Source organism: Nonomuraea sp. NPDC050786 (genome assembly GCF_040654115.1).
Lineage (GTDB): Bacteria > Actinomycetota > Actinomycetes > Streptosporangiales > Streptosporangiaceae > Nonomuraea.
Genome location: NZ_JBFAHJ010000017.1, coordinates 21,778 through 36,100 on the forward strand (window position 1 = coordinate 21,778; position 14,323 = coordinate 36,100).

Annotated in this window: 8 protein-coding genes; 2 read left to right on the plus strand and 6 right to left on the minus strand. The window is 70.4% G+C overall.

Annotated features, from left to right (window positions below; genetic code table 11):
• Positions 1-56: 56 nt before the first annotated feature.
• Complete coding sequence (locus AB0H84_RS28010) at positions 57-1,103, minus strand: LacI family DNA-binding transcriptional regulator (RefSeq protein ID WP_357610221.1); 1,047 nt, start codon at positions 1,101-1,103, stop codon at positions 57-59.
• A 266-nt stretch (positions 1,104-1,369) separates the two neighbouring features.
• Here AB0H84_RS28010 and AB0H84_RS28015 point away from each other — a divergent pair, with 266 nt between their 5' ends.
• Positions 1,370-4,378: a glycoside hydrolase family 2 TIM barrel-domain containing protein gene (locus tag AB0H84_RS28015; RefSeq protein WP_357610224.1), complete on the plus strand. Its 3,009-nt coding sequence runs from the start codon at positions 1,370-1,372 to the stop codon at positions 4,376-4,378.
• Positions 4,379-4,436: 58 nt separating this feature from the next.
• Here the strand turns inward: AB0H84_RS28015 and AB0H84_RS28020 are convergent, their stop codons facing one another.
• From AB0H84_RS28020 to AB0H84_RS28035, 4 genes are all read right to left on the minus strand, one after another.
• Entirely contained in the window at positions 4,437-6,131 is a 1,695-nt protein-coding gene (locus AB0H84_RS28020; RefSeq protein WP_357610227.1) for a cellulase family glycosylhydrolase, read from the minus strand.
• 86 nt (positions 6,132-6,217) lie between these two features.
• A complete protein-coding gene (locus AB0H84_RS28025) occupies positions 6,218-7,462 on the minus strand; it encodes a family 43 glycosylhydrolase (RefSeq protein WP_357610230.1) in 1,245 nt (414 codons plus the stop codon).
• Between the two features lie 23 nt (positions 7,463-7,485).
• Positions 7,486-9,420 carry a beta-galactosidase gene (locus AB0H84_RS28030; protein ID WP_357610233.1) on the minus strand — a complete coding sequence of 645 codons (1,935 nt, stop codon included), beginning with the start codon at positions 9,418-9,420 and terminating at the stop codon, positions 7,486-7,488.
• Positions 9,421-9,472: 52 nt separating this feature from the next.
• Positions 9,473-10,372, minus strand: coding sequence for an ABC transporter permease subunit (locus AB0H84_RS28035; protein WP_357610236.1), 900 nt, complete (start codon positions 10,370-10,372; stop codon positions 9,473-9,475).
• A gap of 452 nt (positions 10,373-10,824) precedes the next feature.
• On the opposite strand from AB0H84_RS28035, the gene AB0H84_RS28040 reads away from it, so the two are divergent.
• Complete coding sequence (locus AB0H84_RS28040; protein WP_357610239.1) at positions 10,825-13,638, plus strand: glycoside hydrolase family 3 C-terminal domain-containing protein; 2,814 nt, start codon at positions 10,825-10,827, stop codon at positions 13,636-13,638.
• A gap of 100 nt (positions 13,639-13,738) precedes the next feature.
• On the opposite strand, the gene AB0H84_RS28045 is transcribed toward AB0H84_RS28040, so the two are convergent.
• Positions 13,739-14,323: a ferritin-like domain-containing protein gene (locus AB0H84_RS28045; RefSeq protein WP_357610242.1), complete on the minus strand. Its 585-nt coding sequence runs from the start codon at positions 14,321-14,323 to the stop codon at positions 13,739-13,741.

A 14,323-nucleotide genomic window follows, 5' to 3' on the forward strand; every position in this document is an offset into this window, starting at 1 on the left:
GTGGCCGCAGGTGGCCGCCGCCCCGGCAGCACCGGCTGGGACTCCACCGGAACGGCTCAGTTTCTCGGCGGTGCCGTGCTCTCCCGGACCGTGAGCGTGGTCGCGATCTCCAGTCCCACCTGATGGACCGGGTCCCCACGGCCGATGGCCAGCGCCAGCTCCGTGGCGGCGACCGCCATCTCGCTCAGCGGCTGGTGAACCGTGGTCAGAGGCGGGTCGATCCAGGCCACGACCGGGAGATCGTCGAAGCCCACCACGCTCAGGTCCCGGGGGATGGACAGCCCCAGCTCGCGAGCGGCCTGGTAGACGCCGAGCGCCTGCAGGTCGTTGGCGGTGAAGATCGCGGTCGGCCGGTCGGGCCTGGACAGCAGCTCGCGCGCCGCGGCGCAGCCGTCCTCGCGGGTGAGGAGTGTCCGGACCAGGAGCCCGGGATCCGCGGGAACGCCGGCTTCAGCCAGTGCGGAGAGGTAGCCGGCCACTCTGGCGCGGCAGAACGGATGGTCCGGTCCGCTGATCATGGCGATGCGCCGATGGCCCAGCTCCAGCAGGTGCCGGGTGGCCGCCTGGCCACCCCGCCAATTGGTGGCGCCCACGAACGGGACGTCGTCCGGCAACTCGTCGATCGGGTCGAAGACGACGAACGGGATGCCTTTCGCCTTCAACTTCTCACGCTCGGACGGCGAGAGCTGAGCCACCGACAGGACGCAGCTGGGGCGCCGGCCGACCGTGTCGTCGATGGACATCGCGGGCGTGTCGTGGAGGCCGAACTCCGAAACCATGACCCCGACCCGGCTCTTGCGAGCCACCCGCTCGACACCGCGGATGATCTCCACGGCCCACATGTTCTCGAGTTCCCGGAAGACGAGCTCGACGACATTGCTCCGGCTGCCCGAGGGCTTGCGGTATCCGTGCCGGTTGATCAGTTCTTCGACACGGGCACGAGTCCGCTCCGAGACCCCGGAGCGTCCGTTGAGCACCTTCGACACGGTGGGGATCGAGACGCCGGCGGACTCGGCGATGTACGCGATGGTGACCGACCCCGGCCCGTCACCTTGCGCGCCCTGCGCGTCGGCCACCGGCTCGTCCGATCGGTTGTCCGTCACGTTCGCCCTTCCTCCGCGGCGGGTCGTACTCAAGGAAACTATAGAGCAAGGCCGCCCAAAACTTTCCTGTCGCGCGCCCGCCGGCCGAAGTCCGTCCTCACCGACAAGCCGTGCTTTCCCCTGGTGCACCGGCGCAGGCGAGCGTGGGGCGGGCCGTCCCGTACAGCCGGGGTATGGCGGTTGTCGCAGGTGCAGCACGCCTTCCCGGAAGCCATGTTCGATAGTACGGTTTCGCGAGAAAGTTTCGCACTGCGCTCAGGAGAAGCATGCTCCCTCGCTACTTCGAAGACTTCTCACCCGGCTACGGCGGGCTGGCACCGCGTGCCGTTCTCGCTTCGGACGCCCCGCGGCTCGACCTGAACGGTGACTGGGCGTTCCGTTTCTCTCAGACGGGCCTCGACGAGCCGGACGGTTTCGAGCTGCCCACCTACGACGACAAGGAATGGGATCGGCTCCCCGTCCCTTCGCACTGGCAGCTCCATGGGTACGGCAAGCCCGCATACCTGAACATCCCTTACCCGATTCCGCTGGATCCCCCTTTCGTCCCGGACGAGAACCAGACCGGTGACTACCGCCGGGTCTTCGACGTGCCCGAGTCGTGGGAGGGGACACCTGCCGTGGTGCGCTTCGAGGGCGTGGACTCGTGCGCGCGGGTCTGGCTCAACGGGGTGGAACTGGGGGTCAGCCGGGGCAGCCGCCTGCCGGTGGAGTTCGATGCGTCCGAGGCGCTGCGTCCGGGACGTAATGTCCTGGCGGTCAGGGTCCACCAGTACTCCTCGGGCACCTACCTGGAGGACCAGGACACCTGGCGGTTGTCCGGGATCTTCCGCGACGTCGCACTGCTGGCCCGGCCCGTCGGCGGCATCCGGGACGTGTTCGTGCACGCCGACTATGACGCCTCGAGCGGCGGCGGGCAGGTCCGCTTCGATGTGGAGGCGGGGGCATCCGTCCAGGTCAGCATCCCGCTGCTCGGGGTGAGCGCCGCCTCCGCCGGGGAGACCCTCGCGTTCGACTCGGTGCGGCCGTGGAGCGCGGAGGAACCGTTTCTGTACGAGGCCGTCCTCGCCACCCCGGACGAACAGGTGCGCGTGCGGTTCGGCTTCCGCACCGTCGCCATCAGCGACTCAGGCGTGCTGACGGTGAACGGCCGGCGAGTGGTGCTGCGCGGCGTCAACCGGCACGAGTTCGACCCCGATCGCGGGCGCGTGATGAGCCTGGAGCTGATGCGCCGCGACGTGGAACTGATGAAGCAGCACAACATCAACGCCGTCCGCACCTCGCACTACCCGCCCCACCCCGCCTTCCTAGACCTCTGCGACGAGCTCGGCCTCTGGGTCATGCTGGAGTGCGACCTGGAGACCCACGGTTTCGAGCAGACACGGCCCGAGCCCTGGCAGCGGAATCCCTCGGACGATCCGCAGTGGCGTGACGCCTATCTGGATCGCGTCCGACGGACCGTGGAGCGCGACAAGAACCACCCCAGCGTCATCGCCTGGTCACTCGGGAACGAGGCCGGCGACGGGCAGAACCTCGCGGCGATGGCCGCGTGGATCCACGAACGGGACCCGTCCCGGCCGGTGCACTACGAGGGCGACCGGCTGGCCCGCTACGTCGACATCTACGGCGAGATGTACCGCACCCCGACCGTCGTCCACCGCATCGGTCAGGGACGGCTGCGGCCCGGGGAGATGTTCTATCCGGCCAAGGACGGCGCGGGCGACCCGGCGGACGAACCGCGCAACAGCAAGCCCTTCGTCTACACCGAGTTCGCGCACGCGATGGGCAACGGCCCCGGCGCCCTGGCGGAGTACATGCGGCTGTGCGAGCAGTACCCGCGCGTCCAGGGCGGGTTCGTGTGGGAGTGGCTGGACCAGGGCCTGCGCTCCACCGACGCCCTCGGCCGTGAGTTCTTCGCCTACGGCGGCGACTTCGGGGAGGACCTGCATGACGGGAACTTCATCTGCGACGGCCTCATGTTCCCGGACCGGACGCCGTCCCCGGGCATGCTGGAGTACCAGAAGGTCAACGAGCCCGTCGTCATCGAGCCGGGCGGCCCCGGCCACCTCTCGGTCCGCAATCGCTACGCCTTCCAGGACCTGTCCCACCTGCGGTTCACCTGGTCGCTCGCGCAGGACGGAGAGCCGATCGCCGACGGGCGGCTTACGGTGCCGCACGTCGCCGCCGGGGAGCGCGTGGAGGTCCCTGTCCCGCAGGCGTACGAGAAGGGTGACGGCTGGCTGACCGTGCAGGTCGAGCTGGCGGAGAGCACCGCGTGGGCGCCCGAGGGCCATGTGGTGGCATGGGGCCAGATTCCGCCCACCAGCGGGACCGGTGCCCGCGCCGCCCTGACCGACAGGCGGGTGCCCGCCGAGACGGCCGGCGAGCACATCGTCCTCGGCCCGGCGCGTTTCGACCGGCGTACGGGGACGCTGGCCGGCCTCGGCGACCACCGTTTCGACGGGCCGCGGCTGGCACTGTGGCGCGCGCCCACGGACAACGACGCCGCATGGGCGCAGGGCGACGCCCGGTACTGGAAGGCGCGCGGCCTGGACCGGCTGCGCCACCGCACCGTCTCCGTCGAACCGGGCGAGGCCGGCCTGGCCGTCGTGGTACGCAGCTCGGCGGCCAACTCCGACTGCGGCTACCTCAGCACGTACCGCTGGGACACCGACGGGCGGCACCTGCGGGTGCGGGTGCACACCGAGCCGTTCGGCCACTGGCCAGAACGGGAGGATTTCTTCGCCGAGGCGATGGTGGACCCCGACCTGCCGGACGAGGAGCGCGAGGAGCTGCTCCGCCGCGACAAGGCGCCATCCCTGGCGCGCATCGGCCTCGTCTGGCAGCTTCCCCAGGAATGGTCGCAGATCCAGTGGTTCGGCGCCGGACCCGGCGAGGCGTACCCCGACTCGCGGCAGGCGGCGCGGATCGGCCGCTTCCACGCCACGGTCGACGAGCTGCAGACCCCCTACGTCCGCCCGCAGGACAACGGCACTCGCGCCGACGTGCGCTGGGCCGAGATCACCGACCGGGCGGGCGCGGGAATCCGCATCGAGGGTGAGCCGCTGTTCAACCTCGCCGCCCGGCGCTGGAGCGACCGGCACCTCGCGGCGGCCCGGCACCAGACCGACCTGGTCCCCGAGCCGCTGATCTACCTGCACACCGACCACGTCGTCCACGGTGTCGGATCCGGGGCGGTCGGCCCTGGCGCTCTTCCCCGCTACCGGCTCGACGTCCGGGCCGCCGACTTCGCCTTCATCCTGTCGGCGACGTCCTGAGCGGAAAGCCACCGCCCCCTGCGCATGCGCAGGGGGCGGTGGCATCAGATCAGAAGAGTCAGGACGCGATGCCGGTGACCGTGTCGCCGGACCTGGTCACCTGGTAGGTGACCTTCGCGCCACTCCAGAAGTGGAACGTGAGCGTCAGCGGCGCGCCCTCGCGCATGACGCCGAGGAAGTCCTTGAGGAGGCGGACGGAGCCGCCGGCGTAGTCGGGGGAGTAGGTCCTGCCGTACTCCTTGTAGGACGTCCAGTCGTGGGGTGCGGCGTTGGTGCCGTCGGCGTACGTGGCCTCCATCGTGGCGACCCGGTCACCGTTGAACCGGGTGGGGATGGCCAGCGACTCCGTGGTGCCGGTCGCGTTCGACAGGACCGGCGTGTCGTAGCTGATCACATAGATCTTCCACGGGATTCCCGAGGAGAACCGGGCCTGGATCGTCGCGTTGACACCGTGGGACCGGTCGCCTGCCAGCCGGGTGAGGGCCGCCGCCGTGAGCGTGAGCTTGTCGCCGGAGACCGTGTAGTCCGGGCCCGGGTGAAGCCTGGTGGCGCCGTGCCAGAGCCCGCGGAACGAGGTTCCGTTCAGGTTCAGGGTGAGCGTCCTGGCCTCGATCGCGCCCGACGTCGGCAAGAAGATCGAGTCACTGGACGTGCTGCCGGAACGGGTGGTGAAGCTCGACCTGATCTGGGCGAACAGGTCGGGGTCCTGCCACTCCCGCAGGGTCTGCCGGTTGAGGTGCTGGCCGTTGTCCCACCACATCGTGGTGAGCTTGTTGATCCGCGCCTGGTGCCCCAGCAGCTCGAAGAACTTCAGCTTCTCGCCCTGCTGGACGGCGTTCCGGTCCACGTCGAAGCTGAGCAGGCCGTACTCGCCGACGATCACCGGGATGCCGCGGTCGACGAAGGTCCTGGCCGGCCTGTCGAAGTAACCGATCAGGTCCTGCCGGGTCGTCTCGTCGAGGGTGGTGACTCCGGCGATGTTCACGCTGAACGGCCAGTAGCCGTAGAAGTGGACGGTCGCGGCCAGGTTCTTGTCGTTCAGCGCGGCGATCTCGCCGGCGAGTCCGTCCAGGTACTTCTGGTCCGCGCTGGTGTGCACGGTGGGCAGGACCAGGATCCGATCGGCGTTGCGGCCGCCCGAGCCGCGGACGATGCCGTGGAAGGAGCGGTTGAGCTCGGCTAGAAGGCTCATCTTCGCCTCGTCGGTGGCGTTGTCGAACTGCGGCTCGTTGACGCTCTCGAAGAGCACCTTGCTCGGCGCGTCACGGAACGCGCCGGCGATCTGGGTCCACGAGGCGTTGAAGCGGGCCACCACCTCGTCGCGGCTGGCGGCCATCTTGGAGATCCACTGCCACGAGTCGTGGTGCACGTTGATCAGGACGTAGAGGCCGGAGGCGAGCGCCAGGTCGACGACCTCCTTCACCCGGTTCATCCACTTCGCGTCGATGGTGTACGGCGCGGTGGCGGACTGGTGGTCGGTCCAGGTGACGGGGATGCGGACGCTACGGAAGCCCTGGGCACGGATCGTTTCGAACAGGGCCTTGGTGGCCGGCGGGTTGCCCCATGAGGTCTCGTCGGGGAACGCGTCCAGCGTGTTGCCCAGGTTCCAGCCGGGCTGCATCGCCGCCACGACGTCCATCGCGCCGCGGACGTTCCTGTCGGCCGAGGCCGTGGTGGGGCTGCTGACCAGCCCCACCACGGTGATCAGCGCGATGAGGAGGCTCGCCGCGCGCGAGAGGGGGGTTTTCCGCATGTCTTCCCTTCCATGAGTCGCCACCGCGCCTGCTGCGCCGTGGAGTGGAGACGGCCGGTGAGGAGCAGGAGGCCGGCGCCGGCGGTTCAGGGCGTGACCTCGTAGTCGAACCAGTCGAAGTGGACGGCGCCGGTCGCGGCGTACATGCCGATCACCCGGCCGGTGAAGCCGCCCGCCACCTCCGTGGACAGGGAGCAGCCGTCGAGGGAGGCGAGCACGGTGGAGAGCCGGACCGCCAGGCCGCCGCGCCCCTGCGCGGCGTCGATCAGGGTCCTGGCCCGCCACCTCACGTGCTGCGCGCGGCGGCCGAGGAAGGTCACGTCGGGCTCGTCGAGGGAGGCGCCGCCGGCGCGGAGCGTCAGCCAGCCGGCCCGCTCCTTGGTGGTGCACAGGTCCGCCGGGCGGCTCCGCACCGAGATCCAGCACGCCTGAAGCTCGGCCAGGTCGAAGTCGTCCAGGAATGGTCCGGGCGGCGAGCCGGAGACGATCTCGCCGACGACCGGCCAGCCGTCCTCCCAGGTCACGGGGGCGAGGAAGGTTTCACGGCCGAGGACGTGCCAGCCGGGGGTGCCTCCGCCGGGCCGTACGCCGAGGAAGACCATCCACCAGGAGCCGTCGGGAGCCTGGACGAGATCCGCGTGGCCGATGTTCTGGACCGGATGGCCGGTGCTGCGGTGCGTCAGGATCGGGTTGGCCGGGCACGGCTCGAACGGCCCGTCGGGCGCGGGTCCCCGGGCGATGGAGACGCCGTGGCCGCGCTCGGTGCCCCACTCGGCGATCACCAGGTACCAGTGCTCGCCGATCCGGTAGAGGTGCGGCGCTTCGGGCGCCAGCGCGCCGGGAGTGCCGGACCAGATCTCGTACGGTTCGCCGAGCGTCTGTCCGGTACGCGGGTCGATGCGCACCTGCGCGATCCCGGCGACCGTGCACCAGCAGGTGCCCTCCTCGTCCCAGGCCAGGTCGGGGTCGATGCTCTGGATGCCGGGTAGCGGGATCGGGTCGGACCAGGGTCCGGCCCGGTCGCTGGCGGTGAACAGCAGGGTGCCGCCGCCGCCCACGACGGTGACGGCCAGCCAGAAGCGGCCGTCGTGGTGGCGGAGCGTGGGCGCGTAGACGCCGCCCGAGGAGTGGGTTCCGGTGGTCAGGCGCAGCTGGCTGGGCCGGTCCAGAGCATTGCCGATCTGCGTCCAGCGCACGAGGTCGCGGCTGTGGAAGACGGGCACGCCGGGGAAGTACTCGAAGCTGGAGCAGGCGAGGTAGTAGTCGTCGCCGACGCGGCAGATGCTGGGGTCGGGATGGAATCCGGCGATGACCGGATGCGGGTGGGACACCCCGTGCGGTCCTTTCATCGTGATCACAGGCTGTTTCTCAGTACGGCGCAGCCGCCCGGCGGCAGCTCGCTCACGGGAGCGCCGGTCAGCAGATCGTGGGCGCTTTCTGGAAGGCTGATCGCCGTGGCGGTGTGGTTGAGGAGGAACTGCCAGCTGCGGCCGTCCGTGGAATGCCGGGTGACGGATTCGACGCCCGACGGCTCCCTGCCGATCCCGAGAATCCGGGTGATCAGGGCGGCGTGACCGCGGTCGTCGAGCCCTGTCGACAGGTACCAGGCCTCGCCCTGGCCGAACCGGTGCCGGGTGAGGGCGGGCCGCCCGGTGAGCATGCCGTGGGTGTAGGTGAGGACCGTCTCGGCGCCCTCGGTGCGCAATAGTTCGCTCCAGGCCGTGGCCCGGCTGCCGTCCGACAGGACGATGTGCTCGCCCCGCCGCAGCGGACGGTACTCCTCGACGCGGATGCCCAGCGCCTCGCGCAGCGGGGCCGCGGGGTAGCCGCCGAGGCGGGCGTGGAGGTACTCGTCGACGAAGCCGGTGAAGTGCTGGACGAGCAGCGTCCCGCCGCCGGAGACGTAGCGGCGCAGGTTCTCCGCCCCGGCGTCGGAGAGCAGGAAGAGGGCCGGAGCGACGACGAATCGGTACCGGCTCAGGTCGTGCTCGGGGTGGGCGAAGTCGACCGTGACCCCGGCATCCCACAGCGCGCGGTGGGCGCGGCGCAGGCTGCCGTGATAGTCGAGGTCCGCCGAGGGCAGGCCGTCGACCTCCAGCGCCCACCAGGCGTCCGCGTCGTGCAGCACGGCCACCTGCGCGGTGACCGTCGAACCCGCGACCTCGCCGAGCCGCTCGACGGCCTCGCCCACCGCCGCGACCTCGCGGAAGACCCGGCTGTCGGCTCCCGCGTGCGGGACCATCGCCGAGTGCCACGTCTCGGCCCCGGCGCGGGACTGCCGCCACTGGAAGAACAGGGCGCCCTCCGAGCCGCGGGCGATGTGGCCGATCGTGTGGCGCAGGATGTCGCCGGGCTCCTTGCCCAGGATGCGGTCGCCGTCGTAGACGGTGTTGGTGCCCTGCTCCATCAGCAGCCAGGGGCGCCCGCCCGCGAAGGAGCGGGCGCGGTCGGCGGCGAAGGCGGTGTCCGCGGCGGCGTCCAGGCCCGGCGCGTCCGGGTAGTGGTCGATGGCGATCAGGTCCACCTCGCGACCCAGGGCCCACAGGTCCAGGTTCTGGTAGCCGGGAAGCATCATGTTGGTCGTCACCGGCCGGTCGCTGTGCTCGCGAATCGCGTCGCGCTGCTCGCGGAAGGCCGCCAGCACCAGGTCGGACCAGAACCGCCGGAAGTCCAGGTGCTGGCCCGGGTTCTGGTGCCAGTGGGTGGCCCGCGGCGGCAGCACCTGCTCCCAGGAGCCGTACCGCTGACTCCAGAACGCCGTCCCCCACGCCTCGTTGAGCGCCTCGAGCGACCCGTGACGCTCACGCAACCAGTCGCGGAACGCGGCGGCGGTGTGGTCGCACCAGCAGAGCGTGGTGTACTCGTTGTGCACGTGCCACATCGCGACCGCCGGATGCTCGCCGTACCGCTCGGCGAGTGCTCGTGCGATGTTCCGCGCAGCGGTGCGGTAGGCGGGGGAGGCCAGGCAGTAGGTGTCCCGGCTGCCGTGAACGTGCCGGACGCCGTCTTGTGTGACGGGCATGGCGTCGGGATGGGCCAGGGTGAACCAGGGTGGCGGGGAGGCGGTGGGAGTCGCCAGGTTCACCGAGACGTCGTTGGCGTGGAGCCGGTCGAGGTGCGCGTCGAGCCAGGCGAAGTCGTAGCGGCCCTCCTCCGGCTCCAGCAGCGCCCAGGAGAAGACACCGACCGTCGCCAGGTTGACCCGGGCGCGGCGCATCAGCGCGTCGTCCTCCTTCCAGACCGCTTCGTCCCACTGCTCCGGGTTGTAGTCGCCGCCGAAGAACATCATGCTTTCTCCACTCTGATCGGTAGCCGGGCGCCGCCCTTGGCTCACCATCGGCTCAGCCCTTGATGGCGCCGGTCAGGAGGCCGGTTCGGAAGTGCTTCTGAACGAACGGGTAGACGATCAGGAGCGGCACCAGGGTGAGGACGACCACGGCCATCTGCAGCGACAGGGGAGCGGTCTGCGCGTGTGCCATGCCGAAGCCGGCGTTGACCGTGCCGGGCATGGCGACCCCGCGGTTGACGTAGGTCAGCAGCACGTACTGCAGCGGCCACTTCTCGCTCTCCGTAGGCATGTAGAGCATGACGTTGAAGAAGGAGTTCCAGTAGCCGACCGCGTAGAAGAGCGCGATCACCGCGGTCACCGCCCGCGAGGTGGGCAGCACGACGGACCGGAGGATCCGCCAGTCGCTCGCGCCGTCGATCCGCGCCGCGTCGATCAGCTCGGCGGCGGTGCTCGAGTAGAAGGAGCGCAGGATCAGGATGAAGTCCGCGACGGACTTCACCTGGTCGGCGGTGATGCCCCGCGCCTCGAGGATGTCGCGCCGGTAGAAGATGCAGCCGGGGACCATGAAGTTGCCGGAGAAGCAGGGGATGCCGTAGAGCTTGTCGCCCCAGACGCAGGCCTGCCAGGCGCCGGTGGGGATGGCGGCGAGGTTGGGATACTTCTTGACCTTGTCGCCGGCCAGGTACGGGGTCAGGTCGGCGAGCTGGCTGCCGACCAGCCGGTCGGTGCCGAAAGCGGCGTTCCACCAGGGAGGGAGCCGGATCCAGTCGGGCAGCTTCTTGGCCGCCGCCATCGGCGTGACAATGGTGTCGTAGTTGGTGCCGTCGGCCGGCTTCATGGTGAGGGTGGCGCCCAGGGCCTTGTTCATGGCCTGGTAGAAGGAGTTGTTCGCAGGCGGCACCGTCCCCCAGAGCGGGGTGACGGCGGTGTAGGTGCCGCCCTTGCCCGGCACTCCCTGGACCGTGGCGGTCCCGCCGGACGGTAGCTCAGGAAAGCGGGGTCGGTCGCCGCGCCGCCGGAGCCGGGGACCGAGGCGATGTCCGGCTTGACGGAGGTGCTCGGCACATAGGACGGGAGCGCCGCCCGGAGCCCGGTCTTGGTGTTCGTGCCGACCTTCTGCCTCTGCTGGGGGGCGTTGCTGCACGCGGCGAGGCGCGGGATCATCGCCGCCGCACCGATCAGGGTTCTGCGGTTCAACTCGGGTGGCATGGGGGGTGACCCTTCGAAGTCGTCGAAGCGCTTCTTGTGTTGCCGTGAGACTAATGACCTGTTTCAGGCACGACAAGGGCCAGTTGTTAAACGAAAGTTTCTCTTCTGTGAGGCATTGACACTCCGGCGGCCTCGTGACAGCGTCGATGCGCTTGGTCAACCGTCTCCCATCGAGCCTGCTTAGAGGTCTGACACGTGAGCCTCCCGTCTCCGTCCGCGGCCGACACGTTTCCCTTCAGGGACCCCGCCCTCCCGCTGCACCAGCGCGTCGACGACCTACTCGAACGGCTGACACTCAACGAAAGAATCGCGATGCTCCACCAGTACGCGCCCGCCGTGCCGCGCCTGGGCATCGCCTCGTTCCGCACCGGGAGCGAAGCCCTGCACGGCGTGGCCTGGCTGGGCGTCGCGACGGTGTTTCCGCAGGCAGTGGGCCTGGGGGCGACGTGGGACGAGGAGTTGGTACGGCTGGTCGCCGAGGCCGTCTCGGTCGAGCTGCGCGCCTTCCACCGCCACCGCCCGCCCGTGATCGGCTCCGGCGCCAACAGCCTGCAGGCGTGGGCTCCCGTGGTGAACCTGCTGCGCGACCCGCGCTGGGGGCGCAACGAGGAGGGCTACTCCGAGGACCCGGTGCACACCGCGCGGCTCGGTGCGGCCTATTGCAAGGGTCTGGCCGGCGACCATCCGGCCATCCTCCGTGCGGCTCCGGTGCTCAAGCACTTCCTGGCGTACAACAACGAGGAGGACCGGTGCGTCACCTCCTCCGGCGTCCGTCCCCGTGTGCTGCAGGAATACGACCTGGCGGCGTTCCGGCCGGTGGTCGCCTCGGGCCTGGCCACCGGCGTGATGGCGGCGTACAACCTGGTCAACGGCCGCCCCTGCCACGTCAGCCCGCTCATCGAGACGGAGCTGCGGCGCTGGGCCGAGCCCACCGGGCACGAGCTGTTCGTGGTCAGCGACGCGGAGGCGCCGTCCAATCTGGTCGATCTGGAGCACTACTTCGACGACCACGCCGAATCCCATGCCGCCGCGCTCAAGGCCGGCATCGACAGCTTCACCGACCATGGCGAGGACAGCGCGACTCCGGTCGGCAGGCTGCGCGAGGGCCTGGAGCGGGGACTGATCGACGAGGACGACATCAACCGCGCGGTGCGACGGCAACTTTCGCTCCGCTTCCGGCTCGGGGAGTTCGACCCGGACCTCGACCCGTACGCCGCCATCGGTCCCGACGTGATCAACTGCGCCGAACACCGGGCTCTCGCCCTGCGCGCCGCGACCGAGTCGGTGGTGCTCCTCAAGAACGACGGCCTGCTGCCGCTGACCGGCGGCCCTCGTGTGGCGGTCATCGGCCCCCTCGCGGACCTGCTGTTCGAGGACTGGTACAGCGGCACCCTGCCGTACGAGGTCAGCGTCGCCGCCGGGCTGGAGGCGGCGCTCGGCGAGGTCGTTCGCGTGCCAGGCGCCGACCGGATCGCCCTGCGCTCGCGCTCCACCGGCGAGCTGCTGGGCGGGTCCTCCTTCGATGTCGTCGACTGGGGCGGCGGGGCGTTCACCCTGCGTGACTCCGCCACCGGCCGCTACCTCGGCGTCCGGGACGACGGCTCGCTGGCCGCGGACCGGGAGGTGCTCAAGACCTGGTTCGTCAACGAGACCTTCAGCCTCGAACCGGTCCCCGGTGGCGTGGTGCTGCGCAACGTTCGCACCGGCCGGTACGCCGCGCTCGACCCCGTCGACGGGCGGCTCGGCGTCACCGCCGAAACCCCCGCCGACGCCGAGTGCTGGGAGCGGGAACTCCTGCGTGACGGTACGGCGGAGGCCAGGGCCGCCGCCGAGAGCGCCGACGTCGCCATCGTGGTGCTCGGCAACCACCCGCTGATCAATGGCCGCGAGACGGAGGACCGCCGGGATCTCGCGCCGCCCCCGGGACAGGAGGCGCTGCTGCGCGCGGTCGCCGAGGTCCGCCCCGAAACCGCGCTCGTCGCCATGAGCAGCTACCCCTACGCCCTGGACTGGGCCGACGAGCACCTGCCCGCCATGCTGTGGACGTCCCACGGCGGGCAGGAAACCGGCCGGGCCCTGGCTGCCGTCCTGCTCGGCGAGGCCGACCCCGGAGGGCGGTTGCCGCAGACGTGGTATCGCGGCGACGACGAGCTCCCGCACCCGCTGGACTACGACATCATCAAGGCGGGCTGGACCTACCAGTACCACCGGGCCGCCCCGCTGTACCCCTTCGGCCACGGACTTTCCTACACGGAGTTCAGCTACGGCGACCTGCGGCTCTCCTCGGAGACCCTGACCACGGACGGTTCGGCCGACGTCACGATGACGCTGACCAACACCGGAACCCGGCCGGGCTCCGAGGTGGTGCAGCTCTATGTCCGGGCGTTGGCCGCGCGCTACGAGGCGCCCCGGCTGCGGCTCGCCGACTTCCGCAAGATCGTGCTGTCGCCGGGCGAGAGCCGGAAGCTCACCTTCCGGCTGTCAGCCGAGCACCTCGCCCACTGGGACGTGGCCGGCGGGGCGTTCACCGTCGATCCCGGCGCCTATGAGGTGCTGGTGGGCCGTTCCGCCGGCGACATCCAGCGGACGGCGCCGATCGCGGTGCGCGGTCCCGCCCCAGGACCGCGCGTCGTCGTCGACAGGAGCACCTCGGCCGCCGACTTCGACGACCACACGGGCATCACCCTGGTCGACGCCACCCGCACCACGGGCGACGCGGTCGCTCCCACCAGCCCGGCACGGCCCGCGACGTTGCTGTTCCGCTCCACCGACCTGTCCGGGGCCGGCCGCGTCGAGGCCGAGGTTGCCGGTACGAGCTCGGGGAAGCTGGAGTTCCTGGCGGGCGACCGGCTGCTCGCCGAAATCCCGGTGCCGCTCACCGGGGGCCGCTACGCGTGGACGAGCGTCGCCGCGGACCTGACCTCATCGCCGGAAGGCGTCCACGACCTGCGGGTCAACCTGCACGGCGACATCCGGCTCGCCGCGTTCCGCTTCGGCTCGACAGCCTGAGAACGAGCGATCCGCCCCGGTCCCCGCAGCCGGCGGGCGTGGGACCGGGGCCTTTCCTTCCTCCCATCATGGAACAGCCCTTCAAGTGAGCCTTGCGCAGTCACGCGGGTGGTTCGGTCCCTTCGGGGGCGGCGGGCAGACGAGCGAGGAAGGGGGAGCGGCCGCGGAAGCCGCGGTGGATGCGCCCAGGCAATCCGGTGCCGAGGAACTCCTCCAGCCACGCCACGTGTTCGATCTTCTCGTCGTGGATCGCTCGGGCCAGGAGATAAGTGCGTTGATCTCTGCCTGCGGTGAGGTCGCACAGGCCGCCATAAGGGTGGACGGCTTGTCGCACCTCTTCGGCGAGCGCCGCGACCGGATCCGCCGCGACCGGATCCGCCGCGTCGGCGGAGCCGCCCTCCGGCCGTTCAGTCCCGCCTTCCAGGAACTGCCGGATGTCCTCGGGAAGCGTTCCGTCCAGCTCGTAGATGCGGCCCACGAGGGCGTCGAAATGGCGGCGATCCTCATCGCGGATGTCTTTGAGGATCTGGCGTAATCCCTCATCGGCGAAACCGAGCTGATGAACGGTGAGAATCGTGTAGCGGTAGACGGCGCCCAGCTCCGCGGCGGCGGTGGCGGCGAGCTGATCGATCAGGCTGGTCACATCGACGCCCGCTCGTTCGACGATTTCGCGCGCGCTGATCAT

Coding starts and splice junctions, on each gene's coding strand:
- AB0H84_RS28015 (WP_357610224.1), top strand. CDS start 1,370: ATGCTCCCTCGCTACTTCGAAGACTTCTCACCCGGCTACGGCGGGCTG.
- AB0H84_RS28020 (WP_357610227.1), bottom strand. CDS start 6,131: ATGCGGAAAACCCCCCTCTCGCGCGCGGCGAGCCTCCTCATCGCGCTG.
- AB0H84_RS28030 (WP_357610233.1), bottom strand. CDS start 9,420: ATGATGTTCTTCGGCGGCGACTACAACCCGGAGCAGTGGGACGAAGCG.
- AB0H84_RS28045 (WP_357610242.1), bottom strand. CDS start 14,323: ATGATCAGCGCGCGCGAAATCGTCGAACGAGCGGGCGTCGATGTGACC.